Origin of the sequence: Hyunsoonleella aquatilis, from assembly GCF_014270105.1 — a bacterium.
Lineage (GTDB): Bacteria > Bacteroidota > Bacteroidia > Flavobacteriales > Flavobacteriaceae > Jejuia > Jejuia aquatilis.
Genome location: NZ_JACNMF010000001.1, coordinates 951,283 through 972,505 on the forward strand (window position 1 = coordinate 951,283; position 21,223 = coordinate 972,505).

General features: G+C 38.9%; 20 protein-coding genes and 1 tRNA gene. 3 read left to right on the plus strand and 18 right to left on the minus strand.

Translation table 11 applies throughout. The features are described 5' to 3' along the window. Positions 1 to 25: 25 nt before the first annotated feature. The 16 genes from dapB to H7U19_RS04220 all read right to left on the minus strand — a co-directional run bounded on the left by dapB (position 26) and on the right by H7U19_RS04220 (position 17,643). Positions 26 to 730, minus strand: a complete 705-nt coding sequence (dapB, locus tag H7U19_RS04145; protein WP_186559177.1) for a 4-hydroxy-tetrahydrodipicolinate reductase — start codon at positions 728 to 730, stop codon at positions 26 to 28. A 27-nt stretch (positions 731 to 757) separates the two neighbouring features. Continuing rightward, positions 758 to 1,375 carry a DUF5683 domain-containing protein gene (locus H7U19_RS04150; protein WP_186559179.1) on the minus strand — a complete coding sequence of 206 codons (618 nt, stop codon included), beginning with the start codon at positions 1,373 to 1,375 and terminating at the stop codon, positions 758 to 760. Beyond that, a complete protein-coding gene (locus tag H7U19_RS04155) occupies positions 1,365 to 2,276 on the minus strand; it encodes a ParB/RepB/Spo0J family partition protein (protein ID WP_186559181.1) in 912 nt (303 codons plus the stop codon). The genes H7U19_RS04150 and H7U19_RS04155 overlap by 11 nt, the downstream gene beginning before the upstream one ends. 3 nt (positions 2,277 to 2,279) lie before the next feature. Further along, on the minus strand, positions 2,280 to 3,044 hold the full coding sequence (locus H7U19_RS04160) for a ParA family protein (protein ID WP_186559183.1): 765 nt from the start codon (positions 3,042 to 3,044) through the stop codon (positions 2,280 to 2,282). A 118-nt stretch (positions 3,045 to 3,162) separates the two neighbouring features. Continuing rightward, complete coding sequence (locus tag H7U19_RS04165; RefSeq protein ID WP_186559185.1) at positions 3,163 to 5,979, minus strand: M16 family metallopeptidase; 2,817 nt, start codon at positions 5,977 to 5,979, stop codon at positions 3,163 to 3,165. A 158-nt stretch (positions 5,980 to 6,137) separates the two neighbouring features. Beyond that, positions 6,138 to 6,638 carry a mechanosensitive ion channel domain-containing protein gene (locus tag H7U19_RS04170; RefSeq protein WP_186559194.1) on the minus strand — a complete coding sequence of 167 codons (501 nt, stop codon included), beginning with the start codon at positions 6,636 to 6,638 and terminating at the stop codon, positions 6,138 to 6,140. Between the two features lie 48 nt (positions 6,639 to 6,686). Continuing rightward, on the minus strand, positions 6,687 to 8,804 hold the full coding sequence (gene scpA / locus H7U19_RS04175) for a methylmalonyl-CoA mutase (RefSeq protein ID WP_186559202.1): 2,118 nt from the start codon (positions 8,802 to 8,804) through the stop codon (positions 6,687 to 6,689). 5 nt (positions 8,805 to 8,809) lie between these two features. Further along, a complete protein-coding gene (locus tag H7U19_RS04180) occupies positions 8,810 to 9,490 on the minus strand; it encodes a hypothetical protein (protein ID WP_186559204.1) in 681 nt (226 codons plus the stop codon). A gap of 2 nt (positions 9,491 to 9,492) precedes the next feature. Then, positions 9,493 to 10,878: a methylmalonyl-CoA mutase subunit beta gene (locus tag H7U19_RS04185; protein WP_186559206.1), complete on the minus strand. Its 1,386-nt coding sequence runs from the start codon at positions 10,876 to 10,878 to the stop codon at positions 9,493 to 9,495. After that, positions 10,871 to 11,200, minus strand: a complete 330-nt coding sequence (locus H7U19_RS04190; RefSeq protein WP_186559208.1) for an FtsB family cell division protein — start codon at positions 11,198 to 11,200, stop codon at positions 10,871 to 10,873. The genes H7U19_RS04185 and H7U19_RS04190 overlap by 8 nt, the downstream gene beginning before the upstream one ends. Beyond that, positions 11,201 to 11,806 (minus strand): uridine kinase, encoded by a 606-nt coding sequence (gene udk / locus H7U19_RS04195; protein WP_186559210.1) that lies wholly within the window; start codon positions 11,804 to 11,806, stop codon positions 11,201 to 11,203. A gap of 186 nt (positions 11,807 to 11,992) precedes the next feature. Beyond that, on the minus strand, positions 11,993 to 12,397 hold the full coding sequence (locus H7U19_RS04200) for a c-type cytochrome (protein WP_186559212.1): 405 nt from the start codon (positions 12,395 to 12,397) through the stop codon (positions 11,993 to 11,995). 11 nt (positions 12,398 to 12,408) lie between these two features. Continuing rightward, entirely contained in the window at positions 12,409 to 13,536 is a 1,128-nt protein-coding gene (locus H7U19_RS04205; RefSeq protein WP_186559214.1) for a PQQ-dependent sugar dehydrogenase, read from the minus strand. Between the two features lie 20 nt (positions 13,537 to 13,556). After that, entirely contained in the window at positions 13,557 to 15,851 is a 2,295-nt protein-coding gene (locus tag H7U19_RS04210; protein ID WP_186559216.1) for a TonB-dependent receptor domain-containing protein, read from the minus strand. Positions 15,852 to 15,921: 70 nt separating this feature from the next. Next, positions 15,922 to 16,884 carry a D-2-hydroxyacid dehydrogenase gene (locus H7U19_RS04215; RefSeq protein WP_186559218.1) on the minus strand — a complete coding sequence of 321 codons (963 nt, stop codon included), beginning with the start codon at positions 16,882 to 16,884 and terminating at the stop codon, positions 15,922 to 15,924. A gap of 291 nt (positions 16,885 to 17,175) precedes the next feature. Next, the gene (locus H7U19_RS04220) at positions 17,176 to 17,643 is read right to left on the minus strand and encodes a hypothetical protein (RefSeq protein WP_186559220.1); all 468 of its coding nucleotides are present in this window, start codon (positions 17,641 to 17,643) and stop codon (positions 17,176 to 17,178) included. 146 nt (positions 17,644 to 17,789) lie between these two features. Between H7U19_RS04220 and trxB the strand changes: the two genes are divergently transcribed. The 3 genes from trxB to H7U19_RS04235 all read left to right on the plus strand — a co-directional run bounded on the left by trxB (position 17,790) and on the right by H7U19_RS04235 (position 19,247). Continuing rightward, complete coding sequence (gene trxB, locus H7U19_RS04225; protein ID WP_186559222.1) at positions 17,790 to 18,770, plus strand: thioredoxin-disulfide reductase; 981 nt, start codon at positions 17,790 to 17,792, stop codon at positions 18,768 to 18,770. Positions 18,771 to 18,933: 163 nt separating this feature from the next. Next, entirely contained in the window at positions 18,934 to 19,170 is a 237-nt protein-coding gene (locus H7U19_RS04230; protein WP_186559224.1) for a GIY-YIG nuclease family protein, read from the plus strand. A 2-nt stretch (positions 19,171 to 19,172) separates the two neighbouring features. After that, positions 19,173 to 19,247 (plus strand) — tRNA-Pro (locus tag H7U19_RS04235). A 77-nt stretch (positions 19,248 to 19,324) separates the two neighbouring features. Here H7U19_RS04235 and H7U19_RS04240 read toward each other — a convergent pair. Continuing rightward, on the minus strand, positions 19,325 to 20,161 hold the full coding sequence (locus H7U19_RS04240) for a GIN domain-containing protein (protein WP_186559233.1): 837 nt from the start codon (positions 20,159 to 20,161) through the stop codon (positions 19,325 to 19,327). A gap of 313 nt (positions 20,162 to 20,474) precedes the next feature. After that, a complete protein-coding gene (locus H7U19_RS04245) occupies positions 20,475 to 21,200 on the minus strand; it encodes a head GIN domain-containing protein (RefSeq protein ID WP_186559235.1) in 726 nt (241 codons plus the stop codon). Between the last annotated feature and the right edge of the window lie 23 nt (positions 21,201 to 21,223).

Here is a 21,223-nt window from a genome sequence, read left to right on the forward strand (position 1 = left end):
GTGCTTGTTACAAGAAATCAAAATATTAACCAATGTTTAACACATCGTTCATACTAAAAACCCCTGTTTTTCCAACGAGCCATTCTGCTGCCACCACGGCACCAAGTGCAAATCCTTGTCTGTTATGTGCGATATGTTCGATGGAAATAGTGTCAACTTCGCTATCGTAGGTCACCGTATGCGTTCCGGGTACATCTTCTATGCGCTTAGCTACAATAGGAACAGTGTTTTCGCCTTTTTGATTCAGCTTCCAGCTATCATAGTTTTGATTGTTTTCGATAACCCCTTCTGCCAAAGTAATTGCAGTTCCGCTAGGTGCATCCAATTTTTTAGTATGATGAATTTCCTCCATGGACACATTGTACTGCTTGAGGTTACTCATCATTTTTGCCAAGGTTTTGTTGAGTTCAAAAAAGATGTTTACCCCTAAACTGAAGTTGGAGGCATAAATAAAAGCCCCGTCATTTTCCTTGCAAAGTTCAATGGCGTTATTGTAGTCTTTCAGCCATCCAGTTGTTCCTGAAACTACGGGAACGTTATTCTTTAAACAGTTAGAAATATTGTCAAAAGCCACTGAGGGGATGCTGAAATCTATAGCCACATCGGCTTTGGTGATATCGTAATCTTTATCGTCTTTATCAATGGTTAGCACCACATCGTGCCCTCTGTTAATGGCAATTTTTTCAATGGTTTGCCCCATTCTTCCGTATCCAAGTAATGCTATTTTCATATCTAATTTTTGATATCCAAAAACGGACTAAAACTTAAAATTTAAGGTGAGCCCCACGTTATTACTACTATCAATCTCATTAAATTCGTAGTGGGGTGCTAAGGTAAGGTTTTCATCAACATTATACTGCAATAAATGCGCATCCACATTGGCGTCAATAATATTGAGGGCGTAGAACCCAGCGGTAACTAATAGAGAAATTTCTTTGTTTCGTCTGAAAAGTTGTTGTGCACGCCTTAACCCATCATCAGAAATTTTCTGGGTTGTTGGATTTCCCTCGGCATCAAAGTTATAAAACTCATCAGTTCTAAAACCTGCAAGCCTACTTTTGTACGCATCCCGATATCTATTGTATTGTTTGTCGTTTCTTACATAAAAATATACCCCAGTACCGATGGCGCCGTACACTATGGGTATTTTCCAATAGCGTTTATTGTAGGCCTGGCCTAAACCAGGTAAAACAGCAGATAGGAAAGCCGCCTTTGCGGGTCGCAATGGGTCCAGAGGCTTCCGTTTTACGACCTCCTGCTCAATCACTAAAGCGGATGGAATACTATCCGCAGGTGTTTTATCCTTCTTTTGGGCTATGGCCGAAACGCAACATAAAACGGCTAATACAAGTCCGAGTTTAAGTTTATTTGGCACGTTGCACTAATTTTTTGATACGATTAAAATCTTCTTCAGAATGAAAAGGGATAATGATTTTTCCCTTTCCATTTTTAGAGACTTTAACGTCTATTTTATGCCCAAAGTATTCAGAAAACTCCTTTATGCCTTTTTTAACGTGCTTTGGGATATCGTCTTCGAGATCTGCTTTTGACAATTTTTTGCCAGTTTCGGGATCGTTATGTTGACGTACTAAAAGTTCCGTTTCTCTTACTGACAACTTTTTGGAGAGAATACTTTCGTAAATGTCCAATTGCGCACTTTGGTCTTCAATAGTGATCAGCGCACGTCCATGCCCCATGGAAATAAAACCATCCCTCATTCCTGTTTGAATGATAGGGTCTAACTTCAAAAGGCGCAAATAATTGGCTATGGTAGAGCGTTTTTTACCCACGCGCTCGCTCATTTGTTCCTGAGTTAAATTGATTTCATCGATTAAACGTTGATAGGACAAGGCGATTTCAATGGGGTCTAAATCTTGGCGTTGGATATTTTCCACTAATGCCATTTCCAAAGATTCCTGGTCGTTGGCAATTCTAATATAAGCCGGAATAGTTTCCAAGCCTACCAATTTAGAAGCCCGATAACGGCGTTCTCCAGATACCAATTGGTATTTGTTGAAATCCAGTTTTCTAACAGTAATGGGCTGGATAATGCCCAATTCCCGGATGGAAGAGGCCAGTTCCTTTAAAGATTCTTCGCTAAATTTGGTTCGTGGCTGAAACGGATTGACTTCAATGGCATTGATGTCCAGTTCAACAATGTTACCAATGACTTTGTCGGCACCTTTGTCCTGAACGGATTGGATATCGTTATCTGGGTCTTTCAGCAATGCGGAAAGCCCTCGTCCTAAAGCCTGTTTCTTCGTTGCCTTCGCCATAATTTAGGAGTTTTTAGTTATGATTTCGTTCGCTAGGCTAAGATAATTGCTGGCACCTTTACTGCCGGCATCATAGTCGATAATGCTTTCGCCATAACTTGGTGCTTCACTTAAACGTACATTTCGCTGTATGATGGTTTGAAATACCATATCATTAAAATGCTTTTGTACTTCTTCGACCACTTGATTTGACAAACGCAACCTTGAGTCGTACATGGTCAGTAATAGGCCTTCGTAATCCAAATTGGCATTGTGTATTTTTTGAACACTTTTGATGGTATTCAATAATTTGCCCAACCCCTCCAAAGCAAAATATTCGCATTGGATGGGAATTAAAACCGAATCTGCGGCTGTTAAAGCATTCAATGTCAATAACCCCAGAGAGGGCGCGCAATCAATCAAAATAAAGTCGTAATCGTCTTTGATGTCCTGAACAGCCGTTCTCAGCATATATTCTCGCTGATCTTTGTCCACTAATTCAATTTCAATGGCAACAAGATCAATATGCGCCGGAATGATATCGAGATTTGGGGTCTCCGTAGCAACAATAGCTTCTTTGGCTGAATTGGTGTGTTCCAGCAATTGATAGGTTCCTGTTTCAACACTTTCAACATCAATCCCCAATCCGGAAGTAGCATTGGCCTGAGGGTCAGCATCTATCAGCAATACCCTTTTCTCCAAAACACCCAGTGAAGCTGCTAAATTCACTGAAGTGGTTGTCTTGCCTACACCTCCCTTTTGGTTAGCAATTGCAATGATTTTGCCCATTAAATTGTTTAGTTTTTAGGGGGGTAAAAATACAATTATTTATCAGGAATAAAAACGTAACTTGTTAACAATAAAGTATAGTTCCGTATAGCTTTTGTACTAAGGATTCTCAAATTATTTATTCGGGTTTTTCAGGATTATGGATACCTAAAATATAGCCCTTTGATAAATATTTTTTGCCCACTGCCTGAACTTGTTCCGCAGTTAGTGCATTAATTCTCTCTTCGTATTCAAAAATCTTGGAAAGGTCCTGTTTGTTATAATCGGAATTTTTTAACCTATTAAGCCAATATTTATTCTTCTTTAGGTTTTGCTTGGTTTTAAGGATTTGGCTCTCTTTTACTTTTGCCAAATCTTTTTCGGTCGGCCCATTTTCAATAATCTTTTTCAATTCATTATTGGCTACTTTAATAAGTTTGTCCACATTTTCTGGTCCGCAAGGAAAGCTAATACTAAAATTATAGCGTCCGTAGGGCACTTTGGAGATATTACCTCTCGCTCCAACACCATACACATCGCTTTCTTCTTCCCTGAGTTTTTCAACAAGCTTAATGGTCAAAATCTCTCCGAGACTTCTCAGTGCGCGGGTTTCTTCAGGATTATATTCAGTTTCGCCTTGATAAACGATCCTGACACTGCTTTTTGGGTCTGTGCCCTTTTCTATAATTTTTGTATGGCTTCCCGTCAATGGTCTGTGTTCAGGGAGCTTATAGTTTTCCTTTTCCGTTTCTGAAGGTAAACTAGCAAGGTAGGTTTTGCAATATGCTTTGAAAATCTCTTCATCAATATTTCCAACAAAATAGAAATTAAAGTCACCGGCATTTTTAAAGCGTTGGTTGTACAATTTATGTGCTAAATCGTAATCCGCATTATCCAAATCTTCTTCGGAAGGGAAGCCAACATATCTCGGATTATCTTGATTCAAAAATTTGCTGAATTCAATTCGAAAATAATATTGGGGATTGGATAATAAGTTTTTAATGATTGCTTTTTGCTTATTTATAAATGAAGCAAAAGCTTTGTCATCTTTATTTAAAGCCGTAAAATATAAGTGAATCAACTGAAACATGTCTTCCAGATATTTGGGAGAGGCAGAACCTGAAATTGCTTCGCTGTAGTTTCCGATACTTGGCCTTACGGATACAATTTTTCCCGATAGCATTTTACCCAATTCTATTTTATCAAAACCGTTTACACCGGCCTCTGATAAAGCTCCATTGGCATAACTAGTAGCCTTGTAATCTTCTAATGAGTATAGGGATGTGCCACCGTAACTAAAGGAACTAAACAGAATTTCATCATTTTTAAAATCAGTGTTTTTATAAGTAACAGTCATACCATTGCTTAATGTTAATGTGGTGGTTCCTAAGATATCATTATGCACTTCATCTAAAATCGAACCTTCCTCAGGAATTTTGGACATTAAGGATTGGGCAACTTCTTTGTCATTATACGGCTCTATTTCAATGGTTTTTATGTGCTTCAAAAGGTCCAATACTTGTGTGTCGGTAACTTTAGCAATGCCTTCTTTTTCAGGCCCAGTGATGACGATTACCCGATTTTCATCCTTTACAAAGTCGTTAATGATGTTATTGACGTCCTCAAGTTTAATGTCAGGCAAATGTGTTTTATGAAATTCATGCTCCCAGGCAATTCCAGGAATGGGTTCACCATTTAAAAAATGCCGAACATATTCACCTACAATGTTTCTAGACATATTCTTATCCTTGTCCTTAAAAGCTTTTTCAAGCCTAGCCAATATGTTTTGCTTTGCTCGATTAAACTCCCCTTTAAAGAAGCCGTGTTGCCTTACGCGTTCATTTTCAATCAGCAAGGTTTTAAGGGCATCCAGTTGCCCAGTTTCGCTGGTGACAGCAAAGGATTGATAGGCCGCTTTGGTTTTGGCCCAAGTTCGCCCATGGTAGCTAGCTCCATAAACAAATGGCGGATTTTCACCATTGCGTAATTCGTCCAAACGGTTGTTTATCATTCTTGTGAATAAAGATTTAATTATTCCTTTTTTATAGTCTTCAAGAGTTTTCATTTGCTTTACATTGGTACTATCCTTAAACAGTACCTGTACTCTTGATATAGGGGCTTCGTTGTCGGATTCTATGGCAATAAATGTTTCTTTATGGTTAGGTAGATAAAAAACCTCTCTTTCCCGTGGATTCTCAGCTTTTGGAATAGTATTGAAATGCTGTTTTATCTTTTCTTCAAGGGTTGCAACATCAATGTCGCCTACAGCAATTACGGCCATAAGGTCCGGTCTGTACCAATCTTTGTAAAACCGTTTTAAAACATCGTAATCAAAATTTTCAAGAACGTCTTTTTTGCCAATAGGTAATCGGGACGCATATTTTGAACCGTAGAGCACTTTGGGAAGATAATTTTGCAACATACGCTTATCGGCTCCTTGGCCTAATCTATATTCCTCTAAAACCACACCACGTTCCTTATCAATTTCTTCATGGTCCAGCGTCGCATTGTGTGCCCAATCTTCAAGAATTTGGAAACCTTTGTCCAGTTTTTCAGGGTCATCGCTTGGAATGGGAAGGATGTACACCGTTTCATCAAAACTAGTGTAGGCGTTTAAATCGGCTCCAAAAGTTACGCCTATGCTTTGCAGATAATCTACAAGATCATTCCTTTCAAAATTCTTTGTGCCGTTAAAATTCATGTGCTCCATAAAATGGGCCAGGCCTTGCTGGTCATTATCTTCTAAAATTGAGCCGGCATTAACTACCAAGCGCAGTTCCAGTTTGTCCTCCGGCTTTTTGTTATTTCGAATGTAATAGGTGAGGCCATTGGAAAGCTTCCCTATTTTTACATCATTGGAAATAGGTATTTTTTGAGCCAATGATGCGTTTTGGGCTAAAATGTAATTTGAAACGAAAAGAAATAATGAAATAGCGAAAAGAACGGTCTTTTTCATGGAATAATTGATTTTTATGAATTGATGAAATATTGGTTATGAAATTAAGTAAAAAGTTACAGTTCATTAGAAAAATTCATCGAGATTAACGTGAATTTAACTATCAAATTAGTATTTCCATTTAGCCTAAGGAGAATGAAAGCCCAATAACTTTCGGTTTATCCCTTCCCCATTTTCTTGATACTTTTTTGGATGAAGATGTTATTCGGCAATGTCAGAATTTCTTTTTCCTTGGTTTCCAAGGTGATAAAGAACAGACCAATTTCGATAACTTCGCCTTGAACTTCATAATCCTTGGCTTCTAGGATGGAGATATGATCATTGAGCTTTACGGGGTGTTTAAAGAAAATTATGAAGCTTGAAGTGATATTTGAAAGGATCGACCATTGCGCAAAAAAGGCTACACCGACCACGGTAAGCACAGAACCAATAAAAACAGCTAATCTAGACTGGTCAATGCCCCAGATCAATAAAATAAAAAGCGCGCATAACGACAAGAATAGTGTATTGATAATACTCTTCATGATAAGGCCTCTTGACTTCTGAATAAGTTTGTCATTTAAGGTTTTATCAATAATCTTAAAGCTAATAAAGCGCAAAACGAGATAAATTACGATAACGATTATGGATTCAATAATTCTGATATAATCAATTTCCATAGTTTATTTGAGAAGATTTTAATGTCGTTGGGAAAATTAATTTAATTTTTAGTCCAAAAGTATTTCTAAAATTTTTATTGCTGCATCACTAATCTTCGTTCCTGGCCCAAAGATGGCAACCGCTCCTGCATCAAACAAAAACTGATAGTCCTGTTTGGGGATCACACCGCCAACGATTACCATAATATCGTCACGTCCGAAATTTTTTAGTTCTTCAATTACTTGAGGAACCAAGGTTTTGTGTCCGGCAGCTAAAGATGAAACGCCAAGAATATGCACATCATTTTCAACGGCCTGCTTGGCTGCTTCTTGTGGGGTTTGAAATAAAGGACCAATGTCCACATCAAAACCGATATCGGCATAGCCAGTAGCCACTACCTTGGCACCTCGATCATGCCCGTCCTGACCCATTTTTGCAATCATAATGCGCGGTCGTCTCCCATCCTGTTCCGCAAATTGGTCGGCCAGTTCCTGTGCTTTCTTAAATGAATCGTCGTTTTCTATGGCTTTACTGTACACTCCTGAAAATGATTTTATCCGTGCCTTATAACGTCCGAATGCCACTTCCAACGCATCACTAATTTCACCTAAAGTCGCACGGGCTCTAGCGGCTTCAACAGCTAAAGCTAATAAATTTTCTTGTCCGTTTTGCGCGGCTTCCGTTAATTTTGACAAAGCAAGGTTTACTTTTTCCGAATCCCTAGCAGATTTAATAGTGTTTAGGCGTTTTATTTGGGCATTGCGAACCGTTTGGTTATCGACTTCCAAAGTGGAAATCGGATCTTCCTTTTCTAATCGGAATTGGTTAACTCCGACAATGATATCTTGTCCGGAATCAATTCTTGCCTGCTTTCTTGCGGCGGCTTCCTCAATCCTGATTTTCGGGATGCCTGCTTCAATGGCTTTGGTCATGCCCCCTAAATCTTCAACTTCCTGGATCAGTTTCCAAGCCTTTTGGGCAATGTCATGTGTCAATTTTTCAACATAGTAGCTCCCGGCCCATGGATCCACAGTTTTCGTGATTTGTGTTTCTTCCTGAAGAAAAATCTGTGTATTTCTTGCAATTCGAGCAGAAAAATCTGTTGGTAGCGCAATGGCTTCATCCAAAGCATTGGTATGCAAACTTTGTGTGCCCCCAAAGGCAGCTGCGGCCGCTTCAATAGTGGTACGGGCTACATTATTAAAAGGGTCCTGCTCGGTCAAACTCCAGCCAGAAGTTTGGCAGTGGGTTCTAAGGGCTAGGGATTTTTCATTTTTAGGATTGAACTGCTTCACGATTTTTGCCCAAAGCATTCTGGCAGCGCGCATTTTGGCGATTTCCATAAAATGGTTCATGCCAATGGCCCAAAAGAAGGATAGTCGTGGGGCAAAGGTATCAATGTCCATGCCTGCATTGATGCCGGTTCTCAAGTATTCCAATCCATCCGCTAGGGTGTAGGCCAATTCGATATCACAGGTGGCACCAGCTTCCTGCATGTGGTAGCCGGAAATACTGATGCTATTGAATTTCGGCATGTTTTTGCTCGTGAATTCAAAAATATCAGAGATAATTTTCATGGACGGGGTAGGTGGGTAGATATAAGTATTACGCACCATAAACTCCTTCAGAATATCATTTTGAATTGTTCCAGAAAGCTGTTCCAACGAAACTCCCTGTTCTTCCGCAGTTACAATATAAAATGCCATAATTGGTAAAACTGCACCGTTCATCGTCATGGATACAGACATTTTATCCAAAGGAATCTGATCAAAAAGGATTTTCATGTCCTCCACGGAATCGATGGCAACACCAGCTTTGCCCACATCGCCAATCACACGTTCGTGGTCGCTATCATAACCGCGATGGGTGGCTAAATCAAAGGCAACAGATAGCCCTTTTTGCCCTGCGGCCAGGTTTCGTCTGTAAAAAGCGTTGCTTTCCTCCGCAGTGCTAAATCCGGCATATTGCCTAATCGTCCATGGCCGCCGCACGTACATCGTACTGTAGGGGCCACGTAAATAGGGTGCTATGCCTGCAACAAAATCCAAATGGTCAACATTTTCTAAATCTATATCTGAATAAACCGATTTCACGGCAATACCCTCAGCAGTTTCAAGGGTATTAACTTTGGTTTTCGGTCTCCCGTCTTCCGAACTTAGAATAATATGTTGAACATTTTTCCTCAAATTAATTAATGGTTGTGCCCGGCATGCGGATCATTAGTTTCCGGTGCTTTTGGAGGCAGTTTGTTAAAATCCACTTTTGCCTTTGGCTTTTCTTTTACCTGGTTTAAATCTACATCAAAAAGCTTCGCGTAGAACAAGTCAAAAGCCATATAAGCTGATAAATATTTATCCCGAATTGCCAACGAATATTTGGACTGCAATGCAGGTCCAAAAAGTTTCGGGCTCATGCTATTTGTAGTTAAAAGCGCGTTTAAAGTCGTCTTCAAATTATTATCCGAGATGTTATCCACAATACATTTAAACACCGGGCTGTCATAATTCAATTTGCTTTTGGCGCTATTGGGATTCCATAATTCGCTTTTGGTTTTCAATACCTCAAAAATTTCCACCGTATGGGGAGACACTACTTCGCTATATTTCACCCGATTTCTAGTGGCATAACTTACAAATTGAGAATACGCTCGAGTAACGTTAGGGTTGTCCTTTCCATAGTGCGCGATGATGTCTTCTTCAAAAGAAAATAAGGCTTCGTTGAGCAGTTTCGCATCAAAACCATCACAGTTTAGTACAATTCCCTTTTCGGCGAATTTATAGTCGCTCAGTGTTTTTTCCTTTGCCTTCTTTTCGCAACTGCAAAAGGTGATAACAATCAAAAATACAATAAGGTTAAGTTTTTGTTTCATCATAATCATTCGGTTTTTAAGCGTTCTTGTTCTAATTTTTCGGTTAATCGTTTTTCTATTATGGGTTCAATTAAAGTTTTTCTTTTCTGTTGCTTTACGAAAGGGTATAGTTCCAAGTTTTGTTCCATTCTGTCTTCGGGGTTAGGATGTTTGTTACTTCCCAAAATTACGGTTTCACCGGCGTTGAACTGACCCTGTTCCTTCTCCGCACTTTCCTTAATTTTCCGTTGAATGGTGCCATCTTTCAGCTGTTTCAAAAAGCCACCATTTCCTTCAATATCCTTGAATAATGCCAAGGCTTTTTCTGCCAATTGAGCCGTTAAACTTTCGACATAATAAGAGCCATCCGCAGGATTGTCAACAGTATCAAAGTAGCTTTCATGCTTTAGTATCAATAGTTGATTTCGGGCAATTCTTGAGCCAAAAGCATTTTGTTTGTGAAATATGGCGTCATATGGAAAATTGCAGATTGTATCCGCGCCACCCAAAATGGCACTCATGCACTCGGTAGTGGTTCGCAACATGTTCGTGTTATAATCGTAAATAGCTTTATTTCGTTTTGAAGGTGTTGCAAAAATATGGACGTTGTAATTCAAGCTGTACTCTTTTTTAAGAGTGTCAACAAGCAACCGGAGTGCCCTCAGCTTTGCAATTTCAAAGAAATAATTTGAGCCGACCGAAACATTAAAAGTGATACAGATTTCCGATGTGTTTTCAGTTGAAATCGTATTTTCTAAATGATTGAAATATTCATTTGCATGGGCTAGGGCATAGGCCAATTGTTGCACGATATTAGCACCTGCATTCTGATACAATGAAACATCAACGGCAAAGGATTTTGATGCTTTTACAATAGCTTCAAACTTTGAAAAGTCATTTTTTAGGCTTGCAAACCAGTTTCCTGTTTTGGCCAGGTTTCCGATGATATCGGTGTTTAAGCGCACTCCTTCCCGATAGCTATCGAGATCCATAGGAATGACAGAAAGTTGTTTGGCAAATTCAGCCGAAAGAAATTGAAATTCAAAATAAATTTTGATGGCTTCAAGATCGATATTTTCCAAGAGTTGTTCAAGGGAAATATCCTCGGAAGGTATGATAAACTTGATACTTTCGACACCTCCTTTTACTGAGGAAATTGCATTTCTGTTTGATTTATTTACATCGGCTACGTAAATGGTCTCACATATTTTAAATTGGCTGGCTTGGGTTTTCGAAACAGGAGGGAATTCCTTAAAACCATCCGAATGGTAAAATGGTTTGACTTGGACGCCTTCATTGCTTGTCCAAACAAGCGTGTCGTTGTAATCCGCACCCTTTAAATCGTATTGGATTTTTTGTTTCCACTGTTTTGCGGAAACTGGTTCAAATTCATTAAATAACGATTCACTCATTATCCTTTGTTTTTAAACTGTCTTCGTATTCAATAATGAAGATTTCCTCATTTTCGCGTTTCATGTAATACTCCTCGCGGGCAAATTTTTCCAAACCTTCCTCCGTGCTTAGCTCCTTCAATGCCTTTTTATCCTTTTCAATTTCCTTTTTGTAATACTCCTTTTCGGTTTCTAAATCATCAATATCATTATTGAGTTCATTGTGGATAAACCAGGAATTACTGTCAAAAAAAATCATCCAAACCACAAAAACTATCAATATCAAAATATAGATGTTTTTGAAGGGTTTTAGGTATTTATTGTTGGGGCTGAACTTTCGCATTTAGAGTTTTTCGTTGATTATGGTTCTTACAATATCTATGGCCACAGTGTTATAATGGTTGTTCGGGATAATGATATCCGCGTATTCTTTCATTGGTTCAATAAACTGATCGTGCATGGGTTTTAGTGTGGTTTGGTACCTAGTGAGTACTTCGTCCAAGTCCCGTCCCCGTTCCGAAATATCACGCTTTAGTCGCCGTATCAATCGTTCGTCACTATCGGCATGCACAAATATTTTGACGTCAAACATATCCCGAAGTTCGGGATTGGTGAGAATCAAAATACCTTCAACAATCATCACTTTTCTGGGTTGCGTAATAATGGTATCCCCGGTTCTATTATGTTTAACGAAGGAATACACGGGTTGGTGTATCGCCTTACCTTTTTTTAGCGCTTTCAAATGCTTCACCAGTAAGTCGAAATCGATACTTCGTGGGTGGTCAAAATTGATATTTACGCGCTCGTCATAGCTTAAGTGGGAGGTATCTTTATAATAGGAGTCTTGCGAAATTACGCCAACCTCACCTTCAGGCAACTCTATTAGCAACTGGTTGACTACCGTTGTTTTGCCACATCCTGTACCTCCAGCTATTCCTAAAATTAGCATATTGAACTATCACTTTTATCCTAAAAACAAAGTTAGTAATTGAAATGAAATTATTTCAATATTCTGAAGAATCATCAGTAGTAAACCTTACACCTCCCTTACTCCCTCCTTTTTAGGAGGGAAACTCGAGCCCAAAATTTATTTGTATGCCTAATCTCCTCTATTAATAGGGGATTAAGGGGGTGTTCATTTTTTAATAGCGGAAACCTCCTCAACCGTCACTATTTTGTCACTTTTATTGCCCCAGTTGTTGTACACATAATTCATCACATCAGCTATTTCCTCATCATCTAAACCCATGGGGGCCATATAACCGTTATATACTTTTCCGTTTACGGTAATCTCCCCTTTTTGACCAAATTTGACTCCCTTTATGCTGGCTTCCCTGTTATTTATTAAATAATCAGAATTGGCCAAAGGCGGATATACATTTTCTACACCTTCACCTGCGGGCAGATGGCAATTCATACAAAAATCGGTATACACTTCCTGCCCTCGGGCGATACTTTCTTGGAGTTTATCTTGCTGAAAGTTTAAAGTTGAAAGCATCGTGATAACGGCACCAAATATGATAAATAGAAGTAGTTTCATGAGGTTTGAATTTAATTAGTCTTAGGTACAATTCTAAAGATGCCTTTTCCTTCCACAGCGACGTAGACAAAACCATCTGGAGCTTGCTTAACATTCCTTAAACGGCCTATGCCTTCAAACAGTTTTTCGCGTTTTATCACTTTGTTTTCTTTAAGAATGAGGCGTTCCAAATATTCAAATTTTAAGGAGCCCACCAAAAGATTGCCTTCCCAATCTGGATATTTATCTGAAGCAACAATAGCAAAACCACACGGAGCGATGGACGGTACCCAATAAAATACCGGTTGTTCCATACCATCCTTTTCGGTGATGTCCGTAAACGTGGTGCCACTATAATTAATACCATGCGAAATCACGGGCCACCCGAAATTTTTCCCTTTTTGGATGATATTAATTTCATCACCGCCTTTTGGGCCATGCTCGTGGATCCAAATTTCTCCCGTTAGCGGATGTTTTACCAAACCTTGGGGATTGCGATGCCCATAACTGTAGATAGCTTTTTTAGCATCGGTTTTATCCACAAATGGATTGTCCGATGGGATGCTGCCATCGTCATGTAATCTGTAAATTTTGCCACAATCACGGGTGATATCCTGTGGATTGACATCGCGATTACCACGATCCCCGATAGAAAAATAAAGGTACCCTTCGTTGTCAAAATCAATTCTTGACCCCCAATGTTGACCTTTTTTGGAATTCATTTCCGCTTTGTACAACACTTCTTGATTGGTCAAGCGCGTGCCCTCCAATTTGGCTCTCATGATGGCCGTGTTGCCACCGACACCTTCACCCTCAGTGGAAGCATAGGAAAAGTAAATCCAGCCGTTGTTTGAATAGTCTGGGTGCAGTTTTATGTCCATAAAACCGCCCTGCCCCCTTACATAAATTTTCGGTAGGCCTTCAATTTCTTTTTTTTGACCTTCTTTGAAATGAATGAGCGTTCCTGTTTTTTCAGAAATCAATATACTTCCGTCAGGCAAAAATTCCATGCCCCATGGGATATTTAAACTGTCTACAACAATTTCGGTATCATAATTTAATGTTGCCGGAGCTTCTGCCTTAATCTCAGATTCGATTTGTTGTGCACAAGCATAGAGGGATATCGACAAGAAAATCAATACGATGTTTAACTGTTTCATTTCTGATGTAATTAATATGTCTAAAAGATATAACTAAAATTTATTCCTGAAAAATGATTTACAGGATTTCCAGGATAGTAATATCTCGGGAGGTTATTTCCAAAACTCGGAGCATTAATCAAAATTTGGGATGCATAAGGTATGTCGAAGATATTGTTTATTCCACTGAAAACATTGATTTTTAAGCTTTTATTAAGGGTTTTAGCCCACCCTATTTTAAGGTTTACCAGCCCATAGCCTTCAGAGTATAGGTTGTTACTGTCGGTAATTGGCATTTTGCCGACGCCGATATAATTTATATTGCCATAAAAGCCCCAATCGGTGCTTGCCTCAATAACGGCGTTAAAGACATGCTTGGGCACGCCTGTTAAATCGTTGCCAGAAAAATTTTTGTCATCATCAACAAATGTTTTAAAAACATATCGATTTAAAGAATAGCTTGTAAACAGGTTAATGCGATATTTTGGGTGTTGGAGCAATTTGTAATTTAAGGTGGCCTCTAAGCCGTCATGTTGCGTTTTTCCCGCGTTAATGCCGATAAACTGATCTTCTGCTGTCCGGCGGGCTACTAAAAGATTTTTAATGTTCATGCGATAGGCCGAAAGATTAAATTGAAGTCTATGGTTAAAAATTTCGCCTCTTGTACCAACTTCGAAATTCCATCCCGTTTCGGGTTTCAGATTTGTGTTTATCTGGCCGTCAGGGAGCAATGTTTCGTCAAGGGATAAAGGCGAAAAACCATGACCAATATTTGAAAATACGCTCACATTTTTGCTCACCCTCTGGGATATGCCTAAAGTTGGTGAAAGGATAGTATTGAAATTAAAATTTCCGGATTGGTCCGGATTGTCATTTGAAACAGGAAAGCGATCCTCTAAGTCATAGCCTGTTCGATTTAGATTTAATCCCATGGAAACAATTAAATGTTGTGTTAGGTCAATATTGGCCTCGGCGAAAGCATTGAAATAGCCTCTGTTTTCTTTGAAATCCGAAAGTTTGTCGCCTTGAACACTTCCGGTCTCGGGTGGAAAATCTTGGTATAAATTATCGAATGTTTTGTGGCTATAATTATCCTTAAAATATTCTCCTCCTATGGTCCAAGAAAAGGGTTTTATCCCCAGATTGGCATCACCCATTAATCTTGTCCTGAATCCGAAAGCGACGGTATTTTCTTCTAAAATATTAAAGGGGCGAGGTTCAAATGCCTCCCTAAACGAGGTAAATACGCTGGTGATATACCTGAGTTTTGAGCTGAGGTTATGCTTCCAAGTCAAGCCAAAAACACCACGTTTTGCGTCCTCAAAGCCTTTTGCGCTTTTCCAAGTAAATGCGGCCTTATGAGGCTGGTTCTCAAAATCATTTTGGTTTAATGAGCTGGGGATAAAAGCCTTAAGAGAGACGTAGCTTCCAAAGACCATGAGCTTGTTGTTGGCATTGAGCTGATGGTTTGTGCTTAGGGTAAGGGTTTGTCGGTTGTAATTGTTATTTTCCCTAAAACCATCACTGGCGGTATTGCTATAAACGGCTTTAAAACTATTGGTCTTAGTAATTAGGTCTACATTCAGTATTCCTTTTTGGAGGCCGAAAGAGCCTATTTGAAGTTCGGGATTTATTTGTGATTCATTTAAATATGATGTGTCGGATTTCAAGTGGATTACTCCTCCAAGTCCTGCGCCATAACTACTGGATGTGGCACCTTTGGTAATTTCTATTTTGGACAATGAGGCTAGTTCGAAATCTTCTATTGTAGTTTCCCCACTGCCATTTGTTAATGGAATGTCATTGAAGTACGCTCTAATTTTAGATGTCCCAAAAGGTGTTCGTGAGCCTACGCCACGTACAGTAATTCTATTGGTATTCAGCGCACCATTTTGCATAAATACTCCCGGCGTTCGGTTTAGGATGGGTGCAAAATCGGTATGGTTGGACTGCTCGATGTCTTTGGGGCTAATAAGGTGGATCGCATTAGTGGATTCCATAAATGCCGTCGGGATTTGATGCGCATTGACGATTACTTCATTTAGCAAAGAAAGATACTTGCTTAGCTTAATTATTGTCAACGAGTTGTGGATAAGGGTAAATTGAAGCGAGTTGTAGCCTTGTTTTCCAATTAAATAAATACCTGTTTCGGCTATTTTAAACCGACCTTCAGAATCGGTTAAAACGGACGTTCCCGTTTTAATAAAAGTGATTTTTACGTCTTTTAGTGGCGTACTGTCTGAAGCGTCCACAACCTTGCCTTCAACCTGCGCAAATGTACCATAGGAAAGACAAAGAAATACATGTATTAAGAGGACTCTGAGTAAGGGATTCACAAAGGCAAATTAACTAAAAATAAGAATAAACCCGTTAGGTTAAGGATGATTCCTAATGCAAAATAGCGCATTAATTCACCACATTTTGAGGTTTCCCATTTAGGTAAGACTTTAGGTTTTCAACTGTCGTCATCATTAATCGCTGTCTGGCTTCTTTTGACGCCCAGGCAATGTGTGGCGTGATAATACAATTTTCAGTCTGCAATAAAGGATTGTCTTTTTTCATGGGTTCTTCCGAAATCACATCAAGGGCAGCGCCAGCAAGTGTGCCGTTGTTTAGTGCGTCGGCCAAATCCTTTTCAACCACTAAAGGGCCTCGGGCGGTGTTGATTAAAAAGGCACTATGTTTCATTTTAGATATTGTTTCCCTCTTGATAATGCCTTTTGTTTCAGTTGTTAAAGGACTATGCAAACTCACAAAATCGGAGTCCTGCAATAATTCGTTAAGCGAAACAAATTCCAAGCTTTCATTTTCATATTCGCTATAAATTGTACGATTGTAAACTAAAATTTTCATCCCAAAAGCCTGAGCCAATTTAGCTGTTGCCTTCGCTATTTTGCCAAAACCAATTAAACCCAGTGTTTTTCCCGACAATTCTATCAAAGGATAATTCCAATAAGAGAAATCCCGGCTTTTGACCCAATCCCCATTTTTAACCGAGGCATTATGGTCGCCAATACGATGACATAATTCTAAAGTCAAAGCCATTGTAAATTGTGCTACAGCTGAAGAGCTGTAGTCTGGAACATTGGTGACGGTTATTCCTGATTTTCGTGCAGTGGCAATATCAACTATATTATATCCAGTAGCTAAAACACCGATATATTTTATCGACGGTGCTTGTGAGAGAATATTCGAGTTCAAAGGGGTTTTGTTGGTGAAAATGATTTCGGCATCACCAATATTTTCAATAATGGCATCATCATTATAAAGGGTTCTGTCAAAAACATTGATATCTCCAAATTGAGCTATGCCATCCCAGTTTAAATCACCCGGATTTAAAGTATATCCGTCTAGTACTACTATTTTCATGAATCAAATTTTGTTCATAAAGATACTATTTGAAATTAAGCATGGAGTTAGAAGATTACATTATTATTTTAGTTTTCTGAAAAAAGAGGGTGTCCTTCTAAATTTATTCGAATTTGGCTATGCTTGTTGTTTTGAATTCCGAGTTTACAGATTTCTGTTTAACCAGAAGTCAATTAAAATAGGTGCAAAAAGCATCATTTTAATAATCTACTTTGCCAGAAACCAAAAGGTTTTAGAATTTATAAGAAACTAAACCATTGAAAGTGTTGTTGATCTGTTTGGTTTAAACAATTAATCAACTCTAATATAGTTTTCAGCATAAACGTAGTCTCCTAAACTATCTACTATAATTTGAGAATATCTATCTTCTGTAATATTAATCTTAAAGATCCACTCATTACGTGTTTTTAATTGCTCATTTACAGGTTTAGAACCATAATCTAATGTTTCAGTTAAAATACCATCTTTATAGGTATAATCTCCTACTCCAAACCAATCTAGAGAATCCCAAGCTCGTAGTTTGCTCCACATGACCTTGCTTTTAGAAAACATTTTTCTTTGTTTTAATTTGCTAGAGGGTCTGATGGTGTCAAAAGTTTCTCCCCCATAATTTACATAACTATCTATTTCCCAAACTCCCTCTAGTGTGTATTCCTTATTTGCTTCTTGTTCTGTTGTTTCCAGATTAGTTTGCTTGTCTGAATTGTTGCAACTAGTAAATACTAGAACAGCTGCAATAAAATATAGATATTTATTCATGATGATAAAGTTTAGTTTGTAATCAACAAGTTACAAAAAAGAAAACAGGTATAAAAAAATATTATTGAGCTATTATTTGTGTTAATAACTTCCATGTAAGGTTTGCGCCAAAAATTCTACTTTTGTTCTACTAAATTGATAAGATTATGGCAGAAGATATAGAAAGAGTAAAATGTTTGATTATAGGATCGGGTCCTGCAGGTTATACCGCGGCTATTTATGCGGCGCGGGCCAATATGAAACCTGTATTATACCAAGGAACGCAACCCGGCGGGCAGTTGACTACGACCAATGATGTGGAGAATTTTCCTGGATACCCCGATGGAATTACGGGGCCGGAAATGATGTTGCAATTACAGGCTCAGGCGCAACGTTTTGAGACTGACGTAAGAGATGGCTGGGTGACCAAAGTTGATTTTTCAGGAGACATCCATAAAGCTTGGGTGAACGACACCAAGGAAATTCATGCCGATACCATCATTATCTCAACAGGAGCTTCAGCAAAATATTTAGGTTTGGAGTCAGAACAAAAATATTTAAAGCTTGGAGGTGGCGTTTCTGCATGTGCGGTATGTGATGGATTCTTTTATAGAAATCAGGAAGTAGTGATTGTTGGTGCTGGGGATTCAGCCTGTGAGGAAGCGCATTATTTATCTAAGCTTTGTAAAAAAGTAACTATGTTGGTAAGACGTGATGAGTTTAGGGCTTCGAAAATTATGGAAGCACGCGTTAGAAATACCGAAAACATTGAGATTTTGTTCAATACAGAAACGGATGAGGTTTTAGGTGACGGACAAGTCGTAACAGGTGTTCGAGTATTTAATAACAAGACTGATGAAAAATTTGAAATTCCGGCTACTGGATTTTTCGTGGCGATTGGGCACAAACCAAACACTGATATATTCAAGGATTATCTGGATTTGGACGAAACGGGATATATTATCAACGTTCCGGGTACATCAAAAACCAATGTAGAAGGGGTTTTTGTATCTGGTGATGCGGCAGACCATGTTTACCGTCAAGCTGTAACAGCCGCAGGAACTGGCTGTATGGCCGCTCTAGATGCCGAGCGATACTTGGCCGCCAAAGATACTACCTTTGAAGTTTCTACTTCCACTTATAATTAAGGCATTAATATAATTAACAAAGGCCAAAGTTTTAATTGCTTTGGCTTTTGTTATTATTTAAAAATATGTTTTCTTTGAAAACTATTTTTAAAATCGGGATGTGGCGCAGTCCGGTTAGCGTATTACGCCAGGGCGTAATGGTCGCTTTCTAAACAATTTTAGAATGGATTATGCGGTTTATATCCTTTTTAGTGAGAAGCTGAATCGCTATTACTGTGGGCATACAAACGATGTAGAGAAACGTTTGGATACGCATAATAGCGGAGGTAAAAAATACACAACCAAGGGCATGCCTTGGGTTTTAATAAAAGTATATCATTGCAGTTCGCGTTCGGAGGCTGTGCGATTGGAAAGAAAAGTAAAAAAGAGAGGTATACAAAGGTACCTTGATGAAAATTAATTCGGGATGTGGCGCAGTCCGGTTAGCGTACACGGCTGGGGGCCGTGTGGTCGCAGGTTCAAATCCTGTCATCCCGACTAAGTAAAAAAAACCATTCATTTTATGAATGGTTTTTTTTTACTTTTAAATAGAGTAATTTAAGTGGCATGCTTTTTTACTTCACCTTTTTCTGAAGTTTAGTGGTATCCGTCATGCTATTAATGGTTATTTTAGGATTTTGATATAAGTAGATGGAACTTGTCCCGGTGGCATCAATAGTGATGTCCTTAACCACCTCCAAGTAAGCTTCGCTCGAAATATTGCAAGCCACTTTACAAGAATTTATTGTGAAATTTTTTCCCTGAAATTGGGCATTGTTGTCTAGCTCCAGTTCCGCAGAATCGCAGTTTCCTTCAATCTCGGCACTGGTCCTCTCCAAAAGCAGGGCGGTAACTTTTGGGGCGTTGATTAAGGCTTCAAGCTTTCCCGTGCCTCGCATGCTAACAATGCAGGTATCAGCAGTAAGGTTTAACTTCGCTTTTGCTTTGCCGGCACTTTCAAAGTTAAAATTATCTGTTTTGATGGTCAGTGCTACTTTTGAATCGCCTTTGGTATTCAACGTGCCGTTCAATAGTTCAAGGGGTGTCAGTCCGTTAATTTCGGAATTATCGGTAGTTTCAATATGCGTGAGGGTTTCGTCATACCTAACAGTAATATTCAGCTTTTTTTTAGAAGTGATGCGCTTTAGCTTATCAAACGAAAGCACACCATTTTTTACGTTGAATTGAATGACTTCGTGCAAGTTTTCATCAGCTTCAACCTCAACCGATGGTGTTCGATTGTATATGATATCAATTTCAAAATCTTCATCTAAAGCAATAGTATGAAAAGCATCAATTTCTGTGTTTACAGTACTTAAAATGCGATTGCCCTTTATTTTTTCAAGGCTTTGGGCATGGAAAATAACAACGGAGAATAAAGTAAAAATGAGCGTATAGTATGATTTTTTCATTTTTAATGTTGGATTAATAATTAACAGGTTGGTTAAACACAATATTAGGACACGCAAAAGGAAAAAGCGTCACATTCAAAGATATACAAAAACCACCCCAAACAATTGTATTTGAAGTGGTTTTCGACAATAAAAAATTTCTTGAACCGAACTATTCCTGTGGTGGAGTTGTCAGAATATTTTTTTTTCACATTTCAGAGCTCAAAATCGAAATTTTGTTATTTAGATTCCCGTTTGCACGGGAATGACAATTTCATAGGAAACCCCGACGCAGAGCGTCGAGGAATTCTTTTCAATTAATGGTTGCTAGTTGTTATTTTTTTCGGATACTTCCAGCTGAATTTTTCTTGGCATCCACTTTCGTTGGGTTACCATAATATCGAATGTCGCCGCCGCTGTTGGCATTGGCAATTAATTCTCTGGAAGTGTTCACTGTGATACCTGCGCCGCTCGTAGCCTTTACGTTGGAGGATTCTGCAATTAAGTCCCCCGCCTTTATGTCGCTACCGCTAGTTGCTGTAGCAGTCAGTTTCACGGTCTTTCCGGAAATTTTTTGATTGCTTCCGCTGGTCGATTCACAATTTAATACTTGTGCGTTCACGCTTACTTTCATATCGCTGCCGCTAGTGGAGCGTAAACTTAGGGTTTCCGCAGTAACGGTGTTAGTGGAGTACAAGTCACTGCCACTCGTGCTGATAAGGCTGGTGATATCCTTAAAGTGCACGTTAACCTTTTTAGTGGCTCTGCCAATATTTTCAGAAGTATGAATCTTTAAAACCCCATTTTTTATTTCAGTTTCAATAAGACCCATGACATTTTCATCGGCCTCAATAATGATTTTTTCACTGTTGCCTTGAGTAATATACACGTCTAGACCTTCAGTGGCTTTAATGCTGTTGAAGGATTCTGTAACGTTTCTGGTTTCTGTAACCACGTTGCCGTTACCGGTGACTCCGGGGTTGAGGTTGATGTCGAAATTGCATGAAAATAAGCTAAGGCTTAATACAGATGCGATAATGATTTTGATTAGTGTTGTCATGATTGTTCGTTTTTTGATTGATG